The organism is Pseudomonas pergaminensis, from assembly GCF_024112395.2.
GTDB classification, from domain to species: domain Bacteria; phylum Pseudomonadota; class Gammaproteobacteria; order Pseudomonadales; family Pseudomonadaceae; genus Aquipseudomonas; species Aquipseudomonas pergaminensis.
Genome location: NZ_CP078013.2, coordinates 4,859,404 through 4,882,824, shown reverse-complemented (window position 1 = coordinate 4,882,824; position 23,421 = coordinate 4,859,404). Strand labels below are relative to the sequence as shown.

22 protein-coding genes and 1 riboswitch are annotated in these 23,421 nt (G+C 60.8%); of the genes, 13 read left to right on the top strand and 9 right to left on the bottom strand.

Annotated features, from left to right (window positions below):
- The first annotated feature begins 61 nt into the window (after nt 1-61).
- Nucleotides 62-634, top strand: coding sequence for a peptidoglycan recognition protein family protein (locus KUA23_RS22075; RefSeq protein ID WP_252992846.1), 573 nt, complete (start codon nt 62-64; stop codon nt 632-634).
- Between the two features lie 443 nt (nt 635-1,077).
- Here KUA23_RS22075 and KUA23_RS22070 read toward each other — a convergent pair whose 3' ends face one another.
- From KUA23_RS22070 to speB, 4 genes are read right to left on the bottom strand one after another with little or no spacing between them, the layout of a single operon-like run.
- Nucleotides 1,078-2,460: a sodium:solute symporter family protein gene (locus KUA23_RS22070; protein ID WP_252992845.1), complete on the bottom strand. Its 1,383-nt coding sequence runs from the start codon at nt 2,458-2,460 to the stop codon at nt 1,078-1,080.
- Between the two features lie 34 nt (nt 2,461-2,494).
- Complete coding sequence (locus tag KUA23_RS22065; RefSeq protein WP_099493563.1) at nt 2,495-4,006, bottom strand: purine-cytosine permease family protein; 1,512 nt, start codon at nt 4,004-4,006, stop codon at nt 2,495-2,497.
- 21 nt (nt 4,007-4,027) lie between these two features.
- Entirely contained in the window at nt 4,028-4,450 is a 423-nt protein-coding gene (locus KUA23_RS22060) for a YybH family protein (protein WP_252992844.1), read from the bottom strand.
- The gene (gene speB / locus KUA23_RS22055; protein ID WP_021490873.1) at nt 4,450-5,400 is read right to left on the bottom strand and encodes an agmatinase; all 951 of its coding nucleotides are present in this window, start codon (nt 5,398-5,400) and stop codon (nt 4,450-4,452) included. Before speB ends, KUA23_RS22060 begins: the two co-directional genes overlap by 1 nt.
- Nucleotides 5,401-5,659: 259 nt before the next feature.
- Here speB and KUA23_RS22050 point away from each other — a divergent pair, with 259 nt between their 5' ends.
- From KUA23_RS22050 to KUA23_RS22020, 7 genes are all read left to right on the top strand, one after another.
- Nucleotides 5,660-6,553 carry a LysR family transcriptional regulator gene (locus tag KUA23_RS22050; protein ID WP_252992843.1) on the top strand — a complete coding sequence of 298 codons (894 nt, stop codon included), beginning with the start codon at nt 5,660-5,662 and terminating at the stop codon, nt 6,551-6,553.
- A 7-nt stretch (nt 6,554-6,560) separates the two neighbouring features.
- On the top strand, nt 6,561-7,166 hold the full coding sequence (locus KUA23_RS22045; RefSeq protein ID WP_099493559.1) for a tRNA-uridine aminocarboxypropyltransferase: 606 nt from the start codon (nt 6,561-6,563) through the stop codon (nt 7,164-7,166).
- 208 nt (nt 7,167-7,374) lie between these two features.
- On the top strand, nt 7,375-8,277 hold the full coding sequence (cysM, locus tag KUA23_RS22040) for a cysteine synthase CysM (RefSeq protein WP_252992842.1): 903 nt from the start codon (nt 7,375-7,377) through the stop codon (nt 8,275-8,277).
- Nucleotides 8,277-9,629 carry a 23S rRNA (uracil(1939)-C(5))-methyltransferase RlmD gene (gene rlmD / locus KUA23_RS22035; protein ID WP_252992841.1) on the top strand — a complete coding sequence of 451 codons (1,353 nt, stop codon included), beginning with the start codon at nt 8,277-8,279 and terminating at the stop codon, nt 9,627-9,629. The genes cysM and rlmD overlap by 1 nt, the downstream gene beginning before the upstream one ends.
- 138 nt (nt 9,630-9,767) lie before the next feature.
- A complete protein-coding gene (relA, locus tag KUA23_RS22030; RefSeq protein ID WP_078049666.1) occupies nt 9,768-12,011 on the top strand; it encodes a GTP diphosphokinase in 2,244 nt (747 codons plus the stop codon).
- Between the two features lie 153 nt (nt 12,012-12,164).
- On the top strand, nt 12,165-12,998 hold the full coding sequence (gene mazG / locus KUA23_RS22025) for a nucleoside triphosphate pyrophosphohydrolase (RefSeq protein WP_099493557.1): 834 nt from the start codon (nt 12,165-12,167) through the stop codon (nt 12,996-12,998).
- Nucleotides 12,999-13,023: 25 nt separating this feature from the next.
- Nucleotides 13,024-13,569, top strand: coding sequence for a DUF2058 domain-containing protein (locus KUA23_RS22020; RefSeq protein WP_010208656.1), 546 nt, complete (start codon nt 13,024-13,026; stop codon nt 13,567-13,569).
- Between the two features lie 98 nt (nt 13,570-13,667).
- Here KUA23_RS22020 and KUA23_RS22015 read toward each other — a convergent pair whose 3' ends face one another.
- From KUA23_RS22015 to purM, 4 genes are all read right to left on the bottom strand, one after another.
- A complete protein-coding gene (locus KUA23_RS22015) occupies nt 13,668-13,856 on the bottom strand; it encodes a hypothetical protein (protein ID WP_010208657.1) in 189 nt (62 codons plus the stop codon).
- Between the two features lie 367 nt (nt 13,857-14,223).
- On the bottom strand, nt 14,224-14,937 hold the full coding sequence (locus tag KUA23_RS22010; protein ID WP_078049664.1) for a DUF3108 domain-containing protein: 714 nt from the start codon (nt 14,935-14,937) through the stop codon (nt 14,224-14,226).
- An 8-nt stretch (nt 14,938-14,945) separates the two neighbouring features.
- The gene (gene purN / locus KUA23_RS22005) at nt 14,946-15,596 is read right to left on the bottom strand and encodes a phosphoribosylglycinamide formyltransferase (RefSeq protein WP_078049663.1); all 651 of its coding nucleotides are present in this window, start codon (nt 15,594-15,596) and stop codon (nt 14,946-14,948) included.
- A complete protein-coding gene (gene purM / locus KUA23_RS22000; RefSeq protein ID WP_010208661.1) occupies nt 15,596-16,654 on the bottom strand; it encodes a phosphoribosylformylglycinamidine cyclo-ligase in 1,059 nt (352 codons plus the stop codon). Before purM ends, purN begins: the two co-directional genes overlap by 1 nt.
- 355 nt (nt 16,655-17,009) lie before the next feature.
- Here purM and KUA23_RS21995 point away from each other — a divergent pair, with 355 nt between their 5' ends.
- The 5 genes from KUA23_RS21995 to KUA23_RS21975 all read left to right on the top strand — a co-directional run bounded on the left by KUA23_RS21995 (nt 17,010) and on the right by KUA23_RS21975 (nt 21,603).
- Nucleotides 17,010-18,050: a DUF2066 domain-containing protein gene (locus tag KUA23_RS21995; protein WP_078049662.1), complete on the top strand. Its 1,041-nt coding sequence runs from the start codon at nt 17,010-17,012 to the stop codon at nt 18,048-18,050.
- 44 nt (nt 18,051-18,094) lie between these two features.
- Entirely contained in the window at nt 18,095-19,168 is a 1,074-nt protein-coding gene (locus tag KUA23_RS21990) for an AI-2E family transporter (protein WP_078049661.1), read from the top strand.
- 203 nt (nt 19,169-19,371) lie between these two features.
- Nucleotides 19,372-20,076 (top strand): DnaA regulatory inactivator Hda, encoded by a 705-nt coding sequence (gene hda, locus KUA23_RS21985; protein ID WP_025855817.1) that lies wholly within the window; start codon nt 19,372-19,374, stop codon nt 20,074-20,076.
- 213 nt (nt 20,077-20,289) lie between these two features.
- On the top strand, nt 20,290-20,919 hold the full coding sequence (locus KUA23_RS21980; protein WP_078049660.1) for a C40 family peptidase: 630 nt from the start codon (nt 20,290-20,292) through the stop codon (nt 20,917-20,919).
- Between the two features lie 144 nt (nt 20,920-21,063).
- Nucleotides 21,064-21,603, top strand: a complete 540-nt coding sequence (locus KUA23_RS21975) for a C40 family peptidase (protein WP_025855819.1) — start codon at nt 21,064-21,066, stop codon at nt 21,601-21,603.
- Nucleotides 21,604-21,681: 78 nt separating this feature from the next.
- Here the strand turns inward: KUA23_RS21975 and KUA23_RS21970 are convergent, their stop codons facing one another.
- Nucleotides 21,682-22,995, bottom strand: coding sequence for a PQQ-dependent sugar dehydrogenase (locus KUA23_RS21970; RefSeq protein ID WP_252992840.1), 1,314 nt, complete (start codon nt 22,993-22,995; stop codon nt 21,682-21,684).
- A 99-nt stretch (nt 22,996-23,094) separates the two neighbouring features.
- Nucleotides 23,095-23,347: riboswitch (cobalamin riboswitch) on the top strand.
- Nucleotides 23,348-23,421 lie beyond the last annotated feature (74 nt).

Sequence of the window (23,421 nt, the reverse complement as noted above, 5' to 3'; positions counted from 1 at the left end):
TTTGCCTTCACATGGATGAATGGGCATTGGAATGTCGAGTATTGATAGCGAAGGAATGTTGATGTCCGACAGGGTTAAACCCCGTCGATTTCAAACAATCGAGCACGGGGATTTGCCCAGTGTGAGCGCGCTGGTGGTCCATCAGACGGACGCCCCAACCGCCCAACACACCTTCAACGGTTACCTGGCCAAGGGAAGCGGTGCGCATTTTCTCATTGAAAAAAATGGTGTGATCTACCAAACGGCCAGCCTCAAAAAACGCTGTTACCACGTTGGGCGCTACTTGCGCTCCAAATGCCTGGCAACTGATCAGGCCAAGTGCGACACCGCGAAAATTCAGACCATCCAGGCGCTCACCTGGACGTTGCAGATTCGCGCGCTGGACCGCTATGAGCGCACCAAGGATTACCCTGAGCGATACCCGATGAACGCGGATTCCTTGGGGATTGAATTGGTCGGCAAGCACCTGGATGCTGCCCGTTACGAGGAGGTGACTGCCATGCAGAATCAAGCTCTGCAGTGGTTGGTGGCGGAGTTATATGGTCATTTCCGCCTGACCCCCGAGGACGTCTACACGCATCCGCAAATCTCCTACAAACACCCAGGCGAAGCCAGCAGCGCGGTGTGGCAATGAACCTACGGTCATGGCTGTTTGGCGTGTGGGTAATACTCGCCGGGTGCGCGGCTTTCCCTCCAGATATCGACAACATCGTTATCTCGGGTTTTCACTCCAAAGAACCGGAGCGCTGTCGACCTAGCGACGTTACGTTGGATGAGCGACAAGTCGCGTCCTTCTTCAAGCGCGCTGAACCTATTGACGCACGCACGCTGCATGACGAGTACGACTGGGCCCCTTGTTACCTTGAAGGCACACTGAAGTATCGCGGCAACGTCTGTACTTGGCGGGTGAGGGCGGGGGCGACAGGAGAAATCGAATGCCCTACAACCGAGCAGTATTTTGGCTGTAAATCTTGCGGAGATTTGTTTGAAGAAGCCAGCCGGAATGCTGAATAAAAAAACGGGCACGACATCCGACGTCGCGCCCGCTGAAGAAACCGCTCTAAATCCAGTTGTATCTCAAACCGCGTTGGCCGCCACACCCGCTGGCCGGCGCGACAACAAACTCACCACCACAAAACTCACCAGCCCTACCGCCAGGCTGTAGTAGATCGGTGTGTTCGCGTCCAAGCCATCCTTGATCATGAACACCAGTGCCGTCACAAAGCCCAGGGTCATGGACGTAATCGCACCCGAGGTGGTCGCGCGTTTCCAGAAGATCGCGCCGATCAGCGGGATCAGCATGCCGCCCACCAACAGGTTGTAGGCCAGGGTCAGGGCGCTGATCACATCGCTCACTACCAGTGCGATTCCCAGCACGGCAACGCCGGTCAGCATCGTGAACAGGCGGTTGATGGCCAGGCTCGACTGTTTGCCGCCACGCAGGCGCGGCAGCAGGTCTTCGGTCAGTACGGTGGAGGCGGCGAGTAGGCCGGCGCTGGCGGTGGACATCATCGCTGCGAGGGCGGCGGCAATCACCAGGCCACGAATGCCGTCGGGCAGCGAGGCTTTCACGATAGCGGCAAACGCATTGTTGACGTTATCCAGGTCCGGGATCAGGACATGCGCCGCCATGCCGATCAGTGCACAGGCCAGGCCGTAGAGGATGCAGTAGAAACCGGCGAACGTGCCTGCGTACTTGGCGACTTTTTCGTCACGGGCGGTGAACACGCGCTGCCAGATGTCCTGGCCGATCAGGATGCCGAAGAAGTAGATCATGAAGTAGGTGATGATCGTGTCCCAGCCGATCGCGGTGAAGCTGAAGCTCGATGCCGGCAGCTTGGCCACCAGTTCGTCCCAGCCGCCGACGCGGTACAGGCAGATCGGCAGCAGGATGAACATCAGGCCAACGGTCTTGATCACGAATTGCACGATGTCGGTGAGGGTCAGCGACCACATGCCGCCGATGGTCGAGTACACCACCACCACGCCACCGCCCAGCAACACCGAGATCCAGAACGGCAGGCCGAACAGCACTTGCAGCACGGTGCCGATGGCCAGGATCGAGGTCACGCCGATCATCAGTGCGTAGGCCAGCATGATCACGGCGCTGGCCTGGCGGGTCATGGGGTTATAGCGTTTTTCCAGTACCTGGGTCACGGTGAAGATCTTCAGCTTCAGCAGCGGCTTGGCCAGGAACAGGTTGAGCGCAATGATGCCCATGCCCAGCGCGGCACACAGCCAGAAGCCCGAGATACCGTGCACATACCCCAGTCGCACGGTGCCGACGGTGGACGCACCGCCCAACACCGTGGCGGCCATGGTGCCCATGTACAGTGACGGGCCGAGGTTGCGCCCGGCTACCAGGTAGTCTTCGTGGGTCTTGGCGCGGCGCATGCCGTAATAACCGAGCACGAGCATGCCGGCGGCGTAGATGAGTACGACGAATAAATCCAAAGCCATGACGGCGAGTCTCCAATTATCTTTTTTATGAGGATCAGGCGGCGGGTTGCAGTGCCGGTTTAACGCGCGCATCCATGCGCCTACTGCGGGGATCCGTCGGCCCGTAGACAGCCGCAGGTTCCGGGAACACCCGCAGCAACGTCAGGTACACCACCGACGCCAGCCCCAGCGTCACCGGCAGGCTGATATCAATCCCATCGGCCAGGTTGCCCAGCGGCCCGACAAACTGCCCCGGCAGGTTGACGAAGCACAGGCCCACCAACGCACTCGGGATCCACGCGCCCAGCCCGCGCCAGTTCCAGCCATGGCTGAACCAGTAGCGGCCGCCGGTTTCACCCCGGGTGAATACTTGCAGGTCATCCGGGCAGTAGAAGCCGCGACGCACGATCAAGCCGATGATCATCATCACCATCCACGGTGTGGTGCAGGTGATGATCAGCACGGCAAAGGTCGACACGCTCTGCACCAGGTTGGCGGCGAAACGTCCGATGAAGATGAAGGCAATCGACATCACCCCGATCAGCAGCGTGGCCTTGACCCGCGACAACAGGCGCGGGAACACACTGGACATGTCCAGCCCGGTGCCATACAGCGAGGTGGTGCCGGTGGACATGCCGCCGATCACCGCGATCAGGCACACCGGCAGGAAGAACCAAGTCGGCGCCACCGCCAGCAAACCGCCCACATAGTTGTTGGTCGCAATGTAGTCCGGTGCCTTGATCGCCACGATGGTCGCGGTGGCCAGGCCGAAAAGAAACGGGATCAACGTCGCGATTTGCGCCAGCACCACCGCCAGCATGATGCGCATTTTTGGCGTCTCACGCGGGATGTAGCGCGACCAGTCACCCAGGAACGCACCGAAGGAAATCGGGTTGCTCATGGCCACCAGCGCGGCGCCGATGAAGGCCGCCCAAAAGCCGGCCTGGCCCATGGCTACAGTGCCCGCGAAGTGGCTGTCGAACGCCGGCGCGAAGGCGAAGATGCCCAGCAAAAACAGCAGGCTCGCGGCCCATACCGCAATGCGGTTGACCCACAGCATGAAGCGAAAGCCGTAGATGCATACGGTGAGGACGAGCAGGGCGAACAGGCCATAGGCCAGGCCCAGGGTCAGGTCAGTTTCCGGCAGGCCGATCAGACGTTTCGCACCGCCCACCAGCGCATCACCCGAACTCCACACCGAGAGTGAGAAGAAGGCAATGGCGGTCAGCAGTGAGAGAAACGAGCCGACAATTCGCCCGTGCACACCGAAGTGCGCGCCGGATGACACCGCGTTGTTGGTGCCATTGATCGGCCCGAACAGGCCCATGGGTGCCAGGATCAGCGCGCCCACCAGCACACCCAGCACAATCGCCCAGGCGCCGGCCTGGAACGACAAGCCGAACAACACCGGAAAGGAGCCCAGCACTGCGGTGGCAAAGGTATTGGCACCGCCGAAGATCAGTCGGAACAGATCCTTGGGGCCGGCGGTACGTTCGTGGTCCGGGATCTGTTCGACCCCGTTGGTTTCTATCTTTCGAATACTTTTATCGTTGTTTTTATTATTCATGATCAGCTCCGATCACATTGGCTAAGGGGGCGGCAGCCCTTCCGGCATAGCGGACAAATGTTCGTGACAGGCCAGCCACAGGCCTTCTTGTTGTTCTGCGCCAAGCCCTTGCCGTTTGAAGACAATGGTCTCGCGTTCCTGGCTATTGAATTGCTCCCCGTTCATGCGCAGCTCGGTGGCCACGTCATGAATAAAAATCGCCACGTCACCCTGCAGGCTGACAAAGGCGTTGCTCGAGGTGCACGAGAGCACCTCGAACCCCTCGTCCCGGCGCCAGTTGTCCCACAACGCCTGGTAGGCATCGCGACTCAGCAGCGGCTGGGGGAGGGTGTAGAACACAAAGCTGGCGTCGGCCGTGAACGCGCCGAAGTAGGCGGCGCGGTCATTGCGGGCGAAGGCCGCCACCAGGTCGGCAGCGGCTTGCAGCACCTCGCGGGTGCTCATCAGCGGTGCGCCACGCCAGGCAGTACGCAGAGCATTTCGTACAGCAGGTTGGCGCCCAGCAGCGAGGTGTTGCCGGTGGTGTCGTAGGGCGGCGAGACTTCTACCAGATCGCAACCAATCAGGTCGAGGCCCTGGCAGCCACGGATGATCTCGATCGCCTGGATGGTGGTCAGCCCGCCGATTTCCGGGGTGCCGGTGCCCGGCGCCCAAGCGGGGTCGATGCCGTCGATGTCAAAGCTCAGGTACACCGGGCCGCCGCCGACTTTTTCACGCACCTCGGCCATCAGCGGCGCGAGGGAGTGGTGCCAGCATTCTTCGGCCTGGACCACACGGAAGCCCTGTTTGCGGCTCCAGTTGAAGTCTTCGGCGGTGTAGCCCTGGGCGCGCAGGCCGATCTGCACCACCCGGTCGCAGTCCAGCAAGCCTTCTTCCACCGCGCGGCGGAAGGTGGTGCCATGGGCGATTTTCTCGCCGAACATGTGGTCGTTCACATCGGCGTGGGCATCGATGTGCACCAGCCCGACCTTGCCGTGTTTCTTGTGGATCGCCCGCAGGATCGGCAGGGTGATGGTGTGGTCGCCGCCCAGCGTCAGGGGGATCACGTCGTGCTCGAGAATCTCGTCGTAGGCTTCTTCGATGATGCGCACGGCGTCGAGCAGGTTGAAGGTGTTGATCGCCACGTCGCCAATGTCCGCGACCGACAGCGAGTCGAACGGTGCGGCACCGGTGGCCATGTTGTAGGGGCGGATCATCACGGATTCGGCGCGGATTTCACGCGGCCCGAAACGGGTGCCGGCGCGCAGCGAGGTGCCGATGTCCAGAGGCACGCCGATAAAGGCGGCATCCAGGCCCTTGGCCGTTTGCAGGTGGGGAAGACGCATCATGGTGGCGATGCCGGCGAAGCGCGGCATTTCGTTGCCGCCCAGTGGTTGGTGGAAAATCTTGTCCACGGGATTGCCTCATCGTTGTTTTGTTTATTAGGGGCCGATTCTGCGAAATACGTAGAAACGAAAGAATCGGCAGGGGCAAATACTTAGTTCAGATTTTTCTAAACTATTGCCTGAGGTAAACTCCTTACCTAGAACCTGGTTCATCTGTAGTCGCTGGCTTGCCTGCGATGGCCTCAACTCGGTGTGCCTGCTGCTCCGAGATGTCCGCATCGCAGGCAAGCCAGCTCCCACAGGTTTTGTATGTGCCTCTGGAGAACCCATGGCCAATGCCTTGCCCGACCTGAAACTCCTGCGCATCTTCGTCAGCGTCGTGCGGCACCAGGGGTTCGCCAATGCCCAGCACGAACTCAACCTGTCGACGTCGGCCATCAGCACGTATATGAGCCAACTGGAATCAGCCTTGGGCCTGGTGCTGTGCCATCGCGGCCGGGGCGGTTTCAGCCTGACCAGCAAGGGCGAGCTGTTCCATCATGAAACCTTGCGGCTATTGGGTGAGCTGGAAAGCTTCGAGCAATACGCTGCCGCCTTGAAAGGCGAGTTGCGCGGCACCCTCAAGCTCGGCGTGCTCGACTCCACCGTCAGCGACAAGGCCTTGCCGTTCGCCGAAGTCATCGGCGCCTACAGCCTGGAGCACCCGGCTGTGCACCTGCATTTGTCGGTGATGAGCCCTTACGAACTGCAACTGGGTGTGCAGGACAACCGCCTCGACCTGGCCATCGGCGCCTTCTCCAACCGCATGAGCGGGCTGATCTACATGCCGCTGTACCGCGAGCAGCACTGGCTGTATTGCAGCACCCGGCACCCGCTGTTCAACGAGCGGCGTATCCCTGAACAAGTCATCACCCAGCAACGCATGGTCGGTCGCGGCTACTGGAGCCAGGCTGAACTGGCGCGCCACGGTTTCAAACACAGCGCGGCGACGGTGGAAAGTATGGAAGCGCAGCTGATCCTGGTGCTTTCTGGCGCCTATATCGGCTACCTGCCCGAACACTACGCCCAGGCCTGGGCTGACAAAGGGGATCTGCGCGTATTGCTGCCGGCCACTTTCGGCTACCAGGCGCCATTCTCGATGATCATGCGCCGTGGTCGCAGCCGTGAACCACTGATCCAGACTTTCCGCGACCTACTCAAAGCCCAGCTCAACCAGGCCTGAAATCACCATGTCCAGACCCCAATGCCCCCGCTGCCTTCGGCCTGCCACCCATTGCTTGTGCGCGCTGATCCCCAGCCTCGAGAGCCGCACCCGTGTGTTGCTGTTGCAGCACCCGAGCGAGGTCAACCACGCGCTTAATACGGCAAGGCTGGCGGCGTTGGGTTTGAATAACGCGCAGCTGGTGGTGGGGGAAGTGTTCGAGGATCTGCCGACGTTGTTGAACCTGCCCGGTTATCAGGCGCGGCTGTTGTTTCCGGCGGACGACGCGCAACCGTTACAGGCCTACGCGCCATCTGACCAACCGTTGTTGCTGGTGGTGCCGGACGGCACTTGGCGCAAGGCGCGCAAGTTGCTGCACCTCAATCCGTTGCTGGCAGCGTTGCCACGGGTAGCGCTGGCGGAGGGCGCTGTTTCCCGCTATCGATTGCGCAAGGCGCCAGGGCCGGGGGCGTTGTCGACAGTTGAAGCCATCGTGCAGGCCTTGCACGTGCTGGAAGCACCTAGGTCATTCGAGCCGTTGCTCAAGCCCTTTGAAGCATTGATCGAAGGGCAGATTGCGGCGATGGGGGCAGAGGTTTTCCAGAAAAATCATGGCGACGGGCGGCTTGGCTAGCAGGCTGACGGAGGCGTGGGCATCGCAGGCAAGCCAGCTCCTACACGCATTTCTAGTGTGGGAGCGGGCTTGCCCGCGATAGCGTCCTCCCAGGCAACAGATTCGCTGCTTATTCCTATAAGCCATAAGCACCGCACTTTGCGTGATATGGCCCGCCAGGCTTTCCCGGTATGATGTTCGCCCCCGCAGTCTGGATTGCGAATACGCCATGACCTTGCAGTACCCTACAATCGCCGATTGCGTCGGCAATACACCCCTGGTCCGCTTGCAACGCATGGCGGGTGAAACCAGCAATACCTTGTTGCTCAAGCTTGAAGGGAACAACCCGGCCGGCTCCGTCAAGGACCGCCCGGCGCTGTCGATGATCACCCGCGCCGAGTTGCGCGGGCAGATCAAGCCCGGCGACACCCTGATCGAAGCCACATCCGGTAACACCGGGATCGCGCTGGCCATGGCCGCGGCGATCAAGGGCTACAAGATGGTGCTGATCATGCCCGACAACGGCAGCGCCGAGCGCAAGGCGGCGATGACTGCCTACGGCGCGGAGCTGGTGCTGGTGACCCAGGAAGAAGGCATGGAAGGTGCCCGCGACCTCGCCGAGCGCATGGCCGCCGACGGCCGTGGCCAGGTGCTGGACCAGTTCGCCAATGGTGACAACCCCGAGGCGCACTACACCACCACCGGTCCGGAAATCTGGCGCCAGACCCAGGGCACCATCACCCATTTCGTCAGTTCCATGGGCACCACCGGTACCATCATGGGCAACTCGCGCTACCTCAAGGAGCAGAACCCGGCGATCCAGATTGTCGGCCTGCAACCAATGGAAGGCGCGGCCATCCCGGGCATCCGGCGCTGGCCCGAAGAGTATCTGCCGAAGATCTACAACGCCACGCGCGTGGACCGCATCATCGACATGGCCCAGCGTGAAGCCGAAGACACCACCCGCCGCCTGGCACGTGAAGAAGGCATCTTCTGCGGCGTGTCCTCCGGTGGCGCCGTGGCGGGCATGTTGCGCCTGTCCAAGGAAGTGGAAAACGCGGTGATCGTCGCGATCATCTGTGACCGAGGCGACCGTTACTTGTCGACCGGCATCTTCGACGCGCCCAACTGATGGCCAAGCACGAGAGAGGCCTGCGCTTCCAACCGACGGGCGGCAGTCGGGCCCCGCAGATACCTGTAGGCAAGAAGCAACGCTTGATCATCGAGCGTCTGGCCAATGATGGCCGTGGCATTGTGTTCTTTGAGGGCCGCACCTGGTTTGTGAATGGCGCGCTGGCCGGCGAAGAGGTCGAAGCGCGGGTGTTGGGCACCCACGGCAAGATCGTCGAGGCGCGCACCGACCGCGTGTTCAAGGCCAGCGAACTGCGCCGTCCGGCGCCGTGCGCGCACTTTGGTCGCTGCGGCGGCTGCAGCGTGCAGCACTTGCCCCACGCCGAACAACTTGCCCTGAAACAGCGCATGCTCGCCGAGCAACTGTCCCGTGTGGCCGGTGTCGAACCGCAAGAGTGGGCCGCACCGTTGAGTGGGCCAGAGTTCGGCTACCGTCGCCGCGCCCGCGTGGCCGTACGCTGGGATGCCAAGGCAAAACATCTGGAAGTCGGTTTCCGCGCCGTGGCCAGCCAGGACATCGTCGCCATCGACGAATGCCCGGTGCTGGTACAGGCCTTGCAACCGATCATGCAGCGCCTGCCGAACATGCTGCGGCGCTTGAGCAAACCTCAGGCCCTGGGGCACGTGGAGCTGTTCAGTGGGACGTCCATCGCCGTATTGCTGCGCCATATGGCGCCGTTGTCGGAGGCGGACCTGCACGTGTTGAAAGAATTCTGCGCTTTCCATGACGCGCAATTGTGGCTGCATGGCGAGGGCCAACCGGAACCGGTCGAGGCTGATTCGGTCTTGGGTTTTCGATTGGAACAGTGGGGTCTGGAGCTGGCTTACCGGCCTGGGGACTTCGTGCAAGTCAATGCCGGGGTCAACGCGGCGATGGTCGCCCAGGCTCTGGAATGGCTGGCGCCACAACCCGATGAGCGGGTGTTGGACCTGTTTTGCGGCCTGGGCAATTTTGCCTTGCCACTCGCTCGCCAGGTGCGCGAAGTGGTGGCGGTGGAAGGCGTGCAGACCATGGTGGACCGGGCGGCCGTGAATGCCGTCAGCAACAATTTGCATAATGCGCAGTTTTTTCAGGCCGATTTGTCCCAGCCTTTGACCGACGCGGAATGGGCCAAACAGGGCTTTTCTGCGGTACTCTTGGACCCACCCCGTGACGGTGCCCTGGAGGTTGTGCGCAAGCTCGCGACCCTCAAGGCCAAGCGTCTGGTGTATGTGTCCTGCAACCCGGCCACGCTGGCGCGGGACACGGTTGAGTTGGTCAAGCAAGGCTACCGGCTAAAACGTGCCGGGATCCTCGACATGTTTCCGCAAACCGCGCATGTCGAGGCCATGGCGTTATTTGAAGCGGGCTAGGATGCCCGTTTAATCCGACTGGCCTGCATTCTCCAAGGCCGTGACCTGCCAGGGAGCGTGTGTAAGCTTTATTAAGGTAAAGCAGGTCAGCGATGATTTTTGACGCATCCAAGGTGCGTCGTAGGGAAGGTAAGCAAGATGGTACAGGTGAGAGCACACCAGCCGATCAACACCGACGGCAGTATCAATCTCGAGGCATGGCTGGATCATGCCATCAGTGTCGACCCGGCACTGGACCGTGAAGCCTTGAAAGCAGCCTGCGAGTTCGCTCGTGAGTCTGAACAGCAAGACAATGCGGCCAAGAACCTGTGGGCCGAAGGCACTTCAAGCTTTCGTACCGGGTTGGAAATCGCCGAGATCCTCGCCGATCTCAAGCTGGACCAGGATTCGCTGATCGCCGCCGTGCTCTATCGCGGCGTGCGTGAAGGGCATATTCCGTTGGCCACCGTTGGCCAGCGTTTTGGCTCGGTGGTGGCCAAGCTGATCGATGGCGTGCTGCGCATGGCTGCGATCAGCGCCAGCCTCAGCCCGCGCCAGTCCATGGTGCTGGGCACCCAGGGCCAGGTCGAGAACCTGCGCAAGATGCTGGTGGCGATGGTCGACGACGTACGCGTCGCCCTGATCAAGCTGGCAGAACGCACCTGCGCGATCCGTGCGGTAAAAACCGCCGACGACGAGAAGCGCAACCGCGTCGCCCGCGAAGTCTTTGACATCTACGCGCCGCTGGCGCACCGCCTGGGCATCGGCCATATCAAGTGGGAGCTGGAGGACTTGTCCTTCCGCTACCTCGAACCCGATCAATACAAACAGATTGCCACGCTGCTGCACGAGCGCCGGCTCGACCGCGAGCGCTTCATCGCCGACGTGATGAACCAACTGCGCTCCGAGTTGCAGGCCACTGGTGTCGAAGCCGACATCAGCGGCCGTGCCAAACACATTTATTCCATCTGGCGCAAAATGCAGCGCAAGGGCCTGGCGTTCAGCCAGATCTACGACGTGCGTGCCGTGCGCGTGCTGGTGCCGGAAATGCGCGACTGCTACACCGCGCTCGGTATCGTCCACACCCTGTGGCGGCACATTCCCAAGGAGTTTGATGACTACATCGCCAACCCTAAGGAGAACGGCTATCGCTCGCTGCACACGGCGGTGATCGGCCCCGAGGGCAAGGTGCTGGAAGTGCAGATCCGCACCCACGCCATGCACGAAGAGGCCGAGCTCGGTGTCTGCGCGCACTGGCGCTACAAGGGCACCGACGTCAAGGCCGGGTCCAACCAGTATGAAGAGAAAATCTCCTGGCTGCGCCAAGTGCTGGAATGGCACGAAGAACTCGGCGACATCGGTGGCCTGGCCGAACAGTTGCGGGTGGATATCGAGCCGGACCGGGTCTATATCTTCACCCCTGACGGTCACGCCATCGACTTGCCCAAGGGTGCTACGCCGCTGGACTTTGCCTACCGCGTGCACACTGAGATCGGCCATAACTGCCGGGGCGCCAAGATCAACGGGCGCATCGTGCCGCTCAACTACAGCCTGCAGACCGGTGAGCAGGTCGAGATCATCACCAGTAAGCACGGTACGCCGAGCCGCGACTGGCTGAACCCGAACCTGGGCTACATCACCACCTCGCGGGCGCGGGCGAAGATCGTCCACTGGTTCAAATTGCAGGCGCGCGACCAGAACGTCGCCGCCGGCAAAACCTTGCTCGAACGCGAACTGGCACGCCTGGGCCTGCCCCAGGTGGACTTCGACAAGCTGGCCGAAAAGGCCAACATGAAGATCGCCGAGGACATGTTCGCCGCCCTGGGTGCCGGCGATTTGCGTCTGGCGCAACTGGTCAACCTGGCCCAACAGCTGGTGGAGCCAGAGCGCGGCAACGAACAACTGGAGCTGATCCCACGCAAGGCCACCGGCTACAAGCCGGGCAAGCGTGGCGATATCCAGATCCAGGGCGTGGGCAACCTGCTCACGCAAATCGCCGGCTGCTGCCAGCCACTGCCGGGGGATGCGATTGTCGGCTACATCACCCAGGGCCGTGGCGTGAGCATTCACCGCCAGGATTGCGCCTCGGTGCTGCAACTGGGCGGGCGTGAGCCGGAGCGCATCATCCAGGTCAGCTGGGGCCCGGTGCCGGTGCTCACCTACCCGGTGGACATCATCATCCGCGCGTACGATCGATCCGGTTTGCTGCGTGACGTGTCGCAAGTGCTGCTCAATGAGCGGATCAACGTGCTGGCGGTCAACACCCGCTCGAATAAAGAGGACAACACCGCGCTGATGTCCCTGACCATCGAGATTCCGGGGTTGGACGCATTGGGACGGTTGCTGGGGCGGATTTCCCAGTTGCCGAATATCATCGAGACACGCCGTAACCGCACCCCATGAATAGCTGGATAAACGCGGAATAAAATGTGGGAGCGGGCTTGCTCGCGAATGCGGTTTGTCAGTGCCGGATGCAGTGGCTGACCTACCGCTTTCGCGAGCAAGCCCGCTCCCACATTTGATCTCTAGCGTTCCCACTTCAGCGGAAAGAGACCGATGTATTCACTAGAAGACCTGCTGCACCTGATGAATCGCCTGCGGGACCCGCAATACGGGTGCCCGTGGGACATCAAGCAAACCTACGCGACCATCGTCCCGCACACCCTGGAAGAAGCCTATGAAGTCGCCGACGCCATCGAGCGCGGCGACTTCGATCACCTGCAAGGTGAGTTGGGCGACCTGCTGTTCCAGGTGGTGTATTACAGCCAGATGGCGCGGGAAGAGGGGCGCTTCGAATTCGCCGGGGTAGTCGACAGCATCACGCGCAAGCTGATCCGCCGCCATCCCCATGTGTTCCCCACTGGCGAGCTGTACGCACCGCTGGATGTCCCGCAGTTGAGCGAAGAGCAGGTCAAGGAGCGTTGGGAGCAGATCAAGGCCGAGGAGCGCGCGGAAAAGTCCGACGCACCCGAGCAGCTCTCCCTACTGGACGATGTGCCCACGGCGCTGCCGTCCTTGTCCCGAGCCGCCAAATTGCAAAAGCGCGCCAGCCAGGTCGGTTTCGACTGGCCTTCTGCCTTGCCGGTGGTGGACAACGTGCGCGAAGAACTGGATGAAGTGCTCGAAGCCATGGCGGACAACGACTCGGCGGCCATCGCAGACGAGGTCGGCGACCTGTTGTTCGCAGCGGTCAACCTGGCCCGCCACCTCAAGGTCGACCCGGAAACCGCGCTGCGTGGCGCCAATGCCAAGTTCGAACGACGTTTCCGATTTATCGAACAGGCATTGCGCGATACGCACCAATCCATAGAAGATTGCACCCTCGAAACGTTGGACGCCCTGTGGGGCGAAGCCAAGCGTCAGGAAAAGAATGTGTCCAGCTGCGGTTGAGCAGTTGCCTAAGTGAGTAAGCACCATGAGCCTTTCCCTTCGCGACCAGTTGCTCAAAGCAGGTCTGGTCAACCAAAAGCAGGCCAAGCAGGTCGGCAAAGAGAAACAGAAGCAGCAGCGCCTGGTCCACAAAGGCCAGATCGAGGCGGATGACACCCAGGCCCGCCTGGCGGCCGAGGCCCAAGCCGAGAAGGTCAAGCGCGACCAGGAACTGAACCGTCAGCAGCAGGAAAAAGCCGAGGCCAAGGCCCGCACAGCTCAGGTCAAGCAATTGATCGAGACCTCGCGCCTGCCCAAGCTGACCACCGAGGACTACTACAACTTCGTGGATGACAAGAAGGTCAAGCGCCTGTCGGTCAACACGTTGATGCGCAACAAGCTGAGCAACGGCTCCTTGGCGATCGTGCACCACGGTGGCGGCTACGAGGTGATCCCGCGTGAAGCGGCGCTGAAGATCCAGGAGCGTGCACCGGAGCGTATCGTGCAGCTCAATATCCTGACGGAGAGCCAGGTGCCGGACGAGGATGATCCATACGCGGCCTACCAGATTCCGGATGATCTGATGTGGTAAGGCTGTAGAAACAACAAACCCCGCTCAAAAGGCGGGGTTTTTGTGTGCAGGCAATCCAGCTGCTGTGTGGGGCTGGATGCCTGCCGAATTTCAGAGTCTCAGGAGCCTTGCGCCTGGCGTCTCATCTCAAGGGCTTCGAGCTCGTTTTTATAATTATGAGCGTCGCTCTCGTTGTGAAACATGCCGACCAACAGGTCTTGTTGGTGTACATCCCAGATGTGAATCCCATGGCCCAGCGCTTCGTGGGACATATGTTCGTCGTCGCGTTCAGTTACTTTTACAGTCATCTGCTTGCTCCAATCTCTGGTGGATCTGCGGCAAGTCGTCGCAGGCCTTTGTTATATGTTTTGTTAGCTTGCTAAGTAAACTGACTTTTTGCACAACAATTCATTGCGGTAAATGCAACAGTGCTACAGGCCACGTAAACCGTGATGTTGCGGCACAGGGGGGGTGAGATTTATGACAAAAGTTTCATGTTGGCGTAAGGCGTCAGCCTCGTATTGACTGGGCCGTCGCTATCGCAGGCAAGCCAGCTCCCACATTTTGAAATGCATTCCAAATGGGCTTGCCTGCGATAGCGGTAGACGCGTCAACACAAAACCTCCAGACGAAAAAAAGCCCCGCATCTGCGAGGCTCTTTATTCCATCTACCGATCAGCTACCTTTGACAGCCTTACCGTCAACCGTACCGTCCTGCAACATGATGTTGTATTCCTTGCCGTCGGTTTCCACTTGGCGCAGGGCAACCAGGATGCCGCCTTGGTCCTTGGCAAACCACATCTGGGTAATACGCTTGCTTTGTGTCGGATCACGCACGCGTTCGACCTTGATCGCATCAATGGAACCGACCTTGGTCTGGACTTTTTCCGGGCCGATCACACGGAAGTCGTAGGTGTCGACATCGGTGCCTTCGACCACGTTGTAGCTCATGCTCTTTTTACCGGCAGCCACGTCGCGCTGCAGGGCCAACTGGTAGGTCGACTTGTCGAGCATGCCGCTTTGCAGGGCCACGTTGACGGCGTCTTTGTTTTCAAAGCCAGTGACTTTCTTCGCGGTCTGGTCGAAGTCCAGGTTGATCTTCTTCGCCTTGCCCAGGCCACCGCGTTCGAAGGTGTAGCTCTTCGGTTGCAGGGTGTCCTTGTCAAACTGGATCACGCTGGTTTCGGTCAGGCTGGCGATCATCATGGAAGCCTTGAAGTTCAAGGTCCAGGAGCCATCGCTATTCTTGGCCAGGCTGCGTTCAGCCGAGCCACTCATGGGCAACTGTTTCCAGTCGGCGGTGTAGCTTACGGAGAAAGGGTGAAGGTCTGCTGCTTGCACGGCAGGCAAGGCGAACAGCGCAAAAGCGAAGAGCAGGGCGCGACGCATAAAATCTCCTAGGTTCGAATCAAGTGGCCGCTGGCCGCAAGTAACTGACCGTCCAATAATGCACCCTGGTCACCGAGAATCAACCGCCCCTCGGCAAACCAGCGAACCGCCAGCGGGTAAATCCTGTGTTCCTGGGTGTGAACCCGTTGCGCAAGGCTCTGCGCCGAGTCGTCAGACTCTACCGGAACCACTGCCTGTACGACCAGAGGCCCGCCATCGAGTTCCTCGGTGACAAAGTGCACGCTGCAGCCATGCTCGCTGTCGCCGGCGTCGAGCGCACGCTGGTGCGTGTGCATGCCTTTGTACTTGGGCAGCAGGGAAGGGTGGATGTTGAGCAGGCGCCCTTCGTAATGCCGCACGAAATCAGCGCTGAGGATGCGCATGAAGCCGGCGAGTACCACGAGTTTGGGGTTGAAGGCGTCGATCAGTTCGATCAGGGCGCTGTCGAAGGCTTCTCGGCCGTCGAATGCCTTGTGGTCCAGGGAGCGGGTGTCGATACCTGCGTCCCTGGCGCGTTGCAGGCCGTAGGCGTCGCTGCGGTTGGAGATCACCGCAGCGATACGCACCGGGCTGTCGCCGGTGCGCGTGCTGTCGATCAAGGCCTGCAAGTTGCTGCCGGTGCCGGAAAGCAGCACCACGACATCACAGGTCTGAGACATCAATGAGCCTTGAGGTTCTTCAGTTCAACCTGGGCCGCGCCTTCCGGAGCGGTTGCGATCTGGCCAATGACCCAAGGCTGCTCGCCGGCTTCACGCAGGACGTTCAGCGCGGTTTCAACATGCTCCTGAGCCACGCAGATGACCATGCCGACGCCGCAGTTCAGCACGCGGTGCATTTCGGTTTCGTCGACGTTGCCTTTCTCTTGCAGCCAGTCGAATACCGCCGGACGCTGCCAGCTGGCCACGTCAACGATGGCCTGGGCGCCTTTTGGCAGCACGCGCGGGATGTTGTCCAGCAGGCCGCCACCGGTGATGTGGGCCATGGCCTTGACGGCGCCAGTGTCCTTGATCAGCTTGAGCAGTGGCTTGACGTAGATGCGGGTCGGTGCCATCAGCAGGTCGGTCAGCGGCTTGCCGTCGAGCTGGGTGTTCTCGATCTCGGCGCCGGATACTTCGATGATCTTGCGGATCAGCGAGTAACCGTTGGAGTGCGGGCCGGAAGATGGCAGGGCCAGCAGGGCGTCACCGGCAGCGACTTTGGAGCCGTCGATGATCTCGGCTTTTTCCACCACACCCACGCAGAAGCCGGCCAGGTCGTAGTCTTCGCCCTCGTACATGCCTGGCATTTCAGCGGTTTCGCCGCCGACCAGGGAGCAACCCGACAGTTCGCAGCCAGCGCCGATGCCGGTGACCACTTGTGCAGCGGTGTCCACGTTCAGCTTGCCGGTAGCGTAGTAGTCGAGGAAGAACAACGGCTCGGCGCCGCATACCACCAGGTCGTTGACGCACATGGCGACCAGGTCGATGCCGATGGTGTCGTGCTTGTTCAGGTTCAGTGCCAGGCGCAGCTTGGTGCCGACACCGTCGGTGCCGGATACCAGGACAGGCTGCTTGTAGCCGGCCGGGATTTCGCAGAGGGCGCCAAAACCGCCCAGGCCGCCCATGACTTCGGGGCGCGCAGTGCGCTTGGCGACGCTCTTGATGCGTTCGACCAATGCTTCACCGGCGTCGATGTCTACACCGGCGTCCTTGTAGCTCAGGGAGGGTTGCTTGCTCATGATCCAGGCCTTTAGGGGGGATTCAGGGGTAACGACCGAGCGGGCAGGCGCTTTTGGTAAAAGCCCCAGCCGTTGACGGTCTGCGAAGGCGCGCGATTTTATCAGGCTTGAGGGGCAGCGGCCATCCTCGGGCCGACGGGCAGGGCCATATAGGCAAAAAAAGCCGGTTAAAAAAATGCTAATCGGCTCGGCTTTGGCGCGTATTAAGGTATAGCCTTTAACCCGCTATCGTTATGACAGTACAAAAACTGCCAAGACCCTGTGAATGTTTTGCCGGTGCCTGTGGTCACAGCCTTGCCAAACCGAGTTCACGCGGTCTGTTCCAGCCGCTAAATTTGTCGTTCGGGAATCTTCCATGCGTCTGTGTAAATTCTTCTTTGTAGGCTGCTTGTCGTTGGTCAGCCTGGCGAGTCATGCCGAAACCCTCAATGGCCTTTATCAAGTACTTGAACCTGTCAGCAGCCAATCGCCGCAAGAGCGCGACCAGGCCACCCAGCGAGCCGTGCAGACCCTGGTGATCCGCCTGACCGGCGACGCCAAGGCCGCCGACGGCCCGGGGCTGGCAGCAGTGCGCAAAGACCCGCAACAAATCATCAGCCAATACGGCTACGACGCCGGCCCGCCGGAAAGCCTGCAAGTGGATTTCGACCCGGTGAGTACTGACCGCGCGCTGCGTGAAGCGGGCCTGTCAATCTGGGGCAGCAACCGCCCATCGATCCTCGGCTGGTGGCTGAACGACTCCACGGAAGGCAGCAGCCTGGTGGGGGATGGCCAAACCGTCGCCCAGGCGCTGCGTCGAGCGGCGCAACACCGTGGCTTGCCGTTGCGTCTGCCGCTGGGGGACCTGGATGAGCAGGTGGTGGCCACCGCGCCGAATCTGGAAAGCGCCGACGCCACGCCACTGCGCGCCGCCTCCGAGCGCTACGGCGCCGATGCCTTGCTGGCCGTGCATGCGCGCCAGGAAGGCAGCCAATGGCAAGCCAAATGGCGCCTGTGGCTGGGTGACAAGAGCGAGCAGGGCACCGCCCAAGGGGCTGATACCGGCGCCGTGGCCGATGCGGTGATGCTGGCGGTCAGTCAGAAATTGGCCCCGCGGTTTGCCGTCAAGCCTGGCGTGAGCACTGAGCAACTGCTCGAAGTGCAAGGCATGACCCTGGAGCGCTATGCCGCGCTGGGTCATCTGCTGGAGCCTTTTGGTGGTCAGCCTCAATTAGTGGATGGCAATCGGATTGTGTATCGCGTCAACGGCAGTGCCGATCAATTGCGCACCCAGTTGAGCCTGGCCAAGCTGCAGGAAATTCCTGCGGGCGAGGCGCCGGTCCAGCAACCGGTAGCAGAGGGTGCCCAGCCGGCTGCGGCACCCGAGCCTCAGGCGCAGCTGCGTTTTCGTTGGTAAACAGTTTCTTTCTATATAGAAGCACATGACAGATGGAGTGGTTTATGGCGGATACGCGTCGTTGGGTGTGGCTTGGCGGGATTGCCCTGCTGTGCGTTTTTGTGTTCTTGCTGCATTCGATCCTGACGCCGTTCCTGGTCGCATTGCTGCTGGCCTACCTGTTCGATCCCGTGGTGGATCGCCTGGAGAAAGCCGGGCTTTCGCGAACCTGGGGCGTGGTGGCGGTCTTCGCGCTGTTTACCCTGATCATCACGGCCTTGGTGTTGGTGCTGGTGCCGATGCTGGCCAAGCAGCTGTTCCGCCTTTATGAGTTGGCGCCGCAGATGCTCGATTGGTTGCAACACACGGCGATGCCATGGGCCCAGGCCAAACTGGGTCTGGCAGATGGCTTCTGGAAGTTCGATAAGGTCAAGGCCGCCATCAGCGAACACATGGGCCAGACCACCGATATCGTCGGGGTGATCCTCAGCCAGGCAACAGCGTCGAGCCTGGCGCTGATCGGCTGGTTGACCAACCTGGTGCTGATCCCGGTAGTGGCGTTCTACCTGCTGCGCGACTGGGACATCATGATGGCCAAGATCCGCAGCCTGCTGCCGCGCAACCGTGAGGAGCGCATCGTCTCGCTGGCTGAAGAATGCCATGAGGTGCTCGGGGCATTCGTGCGCGGGCAGTTGCTGGTGATGCTGGCCCTGGGGATCATCTACGCTGCTGGCCTGATGGCTATCGGCCTGGAGTTGGGCCTGTTGATCGGCCTGATCGCCGGTCTCGCAGCGATCGTGCCGTACATGGGGTTTGTGATTGGTATCGGCGCGGCGCTGGTGGCGGGGCTGTTCCAGTTTGGCGGCGACCTGTACCCGATGCTGGGGATTGTGGCGGTGTTTATGGTCGGCCAGGCCCTGGAAGGCATGGTGCTGACGCCGTTGCTGGTAGGCGATCGGATCGGCCTGCACCCGGTGGCGGTGATCTTTGCGATCCTGGCGGGCGGTGAGCTGTTTGGCTTCACCGGTATCCTGCTGGCGCTGCCGGTAGCGGCGGTGATCATGGTGCTGGTGCGTCACGTGCATGATCTGTACAAGGATTCGGATGCGTATACGGGGGTTGAAGACCCCGACCTGTAACCGTTTCTTCACAAACCCGGCCCAGGCCGGGTTTGTCATTTGTGCAGGTGGGCCGTCAAACAATCTGCACAAATCCAACAAGTTAACGCAAACCTTTGATTTTGCTTGGGGTCTGTTGCATTGTGCGCCCGGCGTCACGGGTATAAACTTTGCAAACTTTACACAGAGGCCACTAACGGTTCGATTGGAGCCGTTCAGTCAGCATGAAACCGATTCAGCTGCCCTTGGGTGTGCGTCTGCGTGATGACGCCACCTTTATCAACTACTACCCAGGCGCCAATGCCGCTGCACTCGGCTATGTCGAGCGGCTTTGCGAAGCCGACGCCGGGTGGACCGAAAGCCTGATCTATCTATGGGGCAAGCACGGCGTAGGGCGTACCCACCTGTTGCAGGCCGCGTGCCTGCGTTTCGAGCAGATGGGCGAACCGGCGGTATACCTGCCGTTGGCGGAATTGATGGATCGCGGTATCGGCATCTTTGACCACCTCGAGCAATACGAGTTGGTGTGCCTTGACGACCTGCAGGCAATTGCCGGCAAGGCGGACTGGGAAGAAGCATTGTTTCACCTGTTCAACCGCTTGCGTGACAGCGGCCGGCGCCTGCTGATTGCCGCGTCGACTTCGCCACGTGAGCTGCCGATCAAGCTGGCCGACCTCAAGTCGCGGCTGACCCTGGCGCTGATCTTCCAGATGCGCCCGCTGTCCGACGAAGACAAATTGCGCGCTTTGCAACTGCGCGCCTCACGTCGCGGCCTGCACCTCACCGACGAAGTCGGGCATTTTATTCTCACCCGTGGCACGCGCAGCATGAGCGCGTTGTTCGATTTGCTCGAACAACTCGACCAGGCGTCTTTGCAGGCCCAGCGCAAGCTGACCATCCCCTTCCTGAAAGAAACCCTCGGCTGGTAGCCAGCCCACTGTTTTCGCAGCTTTCGGCAAATTCCAGGCGCCAGAAAACATGCGTTTTAGCCGGTTTGGCCACGCAAAAGGCAGGTACAGGGTGTTAAGGGCTTAGATGTCATAGTCCAAACAAGAAGTCACATAGATCACGATTGAATTTGCAAATCGATGTGATAGTGGGCATAGTCTCGACTTCTTTACATATCAGCCACGGTCGTGCCCATGCTAAATCGCTTCGCACCCCTCGTGCCTCTCGCACTCGTTACCCTGTTGTTTGGTTGCGCCTCCCACCCTCAGCAGGTGGCAGAACAGCAAAAAACACAGGTTCAAAATCAGGCAAAATTCGTTGCTGCACAGTCTGCTTCTGTTTACGAAGAAGAAGTGGCAACTGAAAAAGAGCTGGCCAACTTCTCTGGCAGCAAGCCTTACCAGCTTCCAGTTCTGGCCGACAGCATCCTCGAACGCGGCATGTCCCTGATCGGTACCCGTTACCGTTTCGGCGGTACCTCTGAAGCCGGTTTCGACTGCAGCGGCTTCATCGGCTATCTGTTTCGTGAAGAAGCTGGCATGAACCTGCCACGCTCCACTCGCGAAATGATCAACGTGAATGCACCGTTGGTCGCGCGCAACAACCTCAAGCCGGGTGATCTGCTTTTCTTCAGTACTGCAGGCCGTGGTCGCGTCAGCCATGCCGGTATCTACCTGGGCGATAACCAGTTTATCCACTCCAGCAGCCGTCGCAGTGGCGGTGTTCGAGTCGACAACCTGGGCGACAGCTACTGGAGCAAAACCTTCATCGAAGCCAAGCGCGCACTCGCCATGGCCCCGACTACGGTTACCGCTAGCAAGTAAACTTAAAGTGATACTTGAAGTTTGACGTGTAAGCGCTAGAATCCCTGGATATTGTTGTAATCCGTTCGCGCGAGCTTTGCTTGCGCGTTCTGGTTTTCAGCGTTCGGCAGCGAAAGCCGCATCCAGACCAGGATTGTTCTGCACATGTCGACCTCGGCCCGCCTTATTCTCATTGTTTGCGCCGCGCTGCTCAGCGCCTGCGCAAGTCGTCCACCGCCTCCCGCTCCTGTAGCGGTGAAACCCAAGCCGGTGTTCAATTATTCCACCCAGAATTTTTCGCCTGCGGCCGAAGATGTGCTCTTCCGCGCGCTGGGCCTGGTCGGCACGCCTTACCGTTGGGGCGGCAACACGCCGGACTCCGGCTTTGATTGCAGCGGCCTGATCGGTTTTGTCTTCCGCGATGCGGCGGGGATCTCCCTACCGCGTACCACCCGCGAACTGATCGTGATGCGCGCGCAGGATGTCAGCGAGCAAAACCTGCAGACCGGCGACCTGCTGTTCTTCGCCACCGGTGGTGGTTCCCAGGTCAGCCACGCCGGGATCTACGTGGGCGAGGGCCGCTTCGTGCACGCGCCGCAAACCGGCGGTACGGTCAAGCTGGATACCCTGTCCAAGGCGTATTGGCAGAATGCCTACCTGAGCGCCAAGCGCGTGCTGCCAGGAAACCTGGCGCGCAACCCCTGACATACCGCTGTGTAGGAGCCGGCTTGCCGGCGATGAGGCCCTTTATGCCGCCATCGCCGGCAAGCCGGCTCCTACCGTTTATTTAGCGGCCGACACGCGCCACACCTTGTTCCCCACATCATCGGCCACCAGCAAATCCCCTTGCTGATCAATCACCACGCCCACCGGCCGGCCCATGGCTTTCTCATCCTTGTCGAGGAACCCCGTCAGCACGTCGACCGGCTGTCCTTTGGGTTGCCCGCCCTCGAACGGCACAAAGATCACCTTGTAGCCACTGTGCGGCTTGCGATTCCACGAACCATGCTGGCCGATAAATGCGCCGTTGCTGAACTGCGCCGGGAGTTTGCTGCCCTCGGCAAACGTCAGCCCCAAGGACGCCGTGTGCGGGCCTACTGCGTAGTCGGGTGCAATTGCCTTGGCCACCAGGTCCAGGTTCTGCGGTGAAACGCGCACATCGACATGCTGGCCGTAGTAGCTGAATGGCCAACCATAGAAGGCGCCATCCTTGACCGAGGTGATGTAGTCCGGCACCAGGTCGCTGCCGATCTCGTCACGCTCATTCACCGCCGTCCACAGCTTGCCGCTCTGGGGTTCCCAGGCCATGCCGTTGGGGTTGCGCAGGCCGGAGGCGAAGATGCGGTGCTCGCCGCTGGCGCGGTCTACTTCCCAGATCGCTGCCCGACCCTCTTCCGCTTCGAGGCCGTTTTCCCCCACATTGCTGTTGGAGCCGACGCTGACGTACAGCTTGCTGCCGTCCTTGCTGGCCACCACGTTCTTGGTCCAGTGGTGGTTGATGCTGCCGCCCGGCAGGTCGACGACCTTGGTGCCGGCTTGCTTGATCGCGGTTTCACCCGGTTGATAGGGAAAGCGCAGCAACTTGTCCGAGTCGGCCACGTACAGGTCGTTGCCGACCAGCGCCATGCCAAACGGTGAACTGAGATTTTCGAGGAACACTGTGCGGGTTTCCGCGACGCCATCGTGGTCGGCGTCACGCAGCAACGTGATGCGATTCGGGCTTGGCACACCGGCACCGGCGCGGCCCATGACTTTTTCCATGACCCAGCCACGAATGCCTTTGGCGTCATCCGGCTTGGGCGGCGCGTTGGTTTCCGCCACCAGCACGTCACCATTGGGCAGCACATACAGCCAGCGCGGGTGGTCCAGGCCGTCGGCAAAGGCCGCCACCTGGGTGCCAGCGGCGGCGGTGGGCTTCGCGCCTTCGGGCCAGCCGATGGCCGGCGCGATATTCACGGTGGGGATCAGCGTCTTGTTCGGTTCCGGCAGCTTGGGCGAGGGGCCGGTGCCGTCGGAGACCTGGAGGGTGGAGCTCTCACCACAGGCGGCGAGGGTGCCGGCGATCATGATGAGTAGGGCGAGTCTGGTTTTATGCATGGTGTTCTCCTTGATACCTGTAAGGGTAGAGGAGGGCGGCAGTGCGATGGTTCAAGTGCAAGGCCAGCTTTAATTGACGCTCCACCCCCAACCCACTAACCTTCGCCGCTTGTTCCAGGTGCTCTGTGACCCATGGGTCGACGGAGTGAAACAGGGAAGCCGGTGAGTGAGCGCACTTGTACACAGTGCTGCCGCGATTCCGGCGCTGCCCCCGCAACGGTAAATGAGTCAAGACGGCGCCTTTTGCCACTGTATCGAGAGCGATATGGGAAGGCGCGCCGTCGGCCTGCCTGCTCGACAAAAGCAAGCGTCACTCATGAGCCCGGAGACCGGCCTGAAACATCCAACAGCATCACGGTGGGCGATGCTTGGCTGTCTTTTATCTTTTTTCCTGCCCGCCGTTTTTGTCCAGCCCCAACGGAGAGC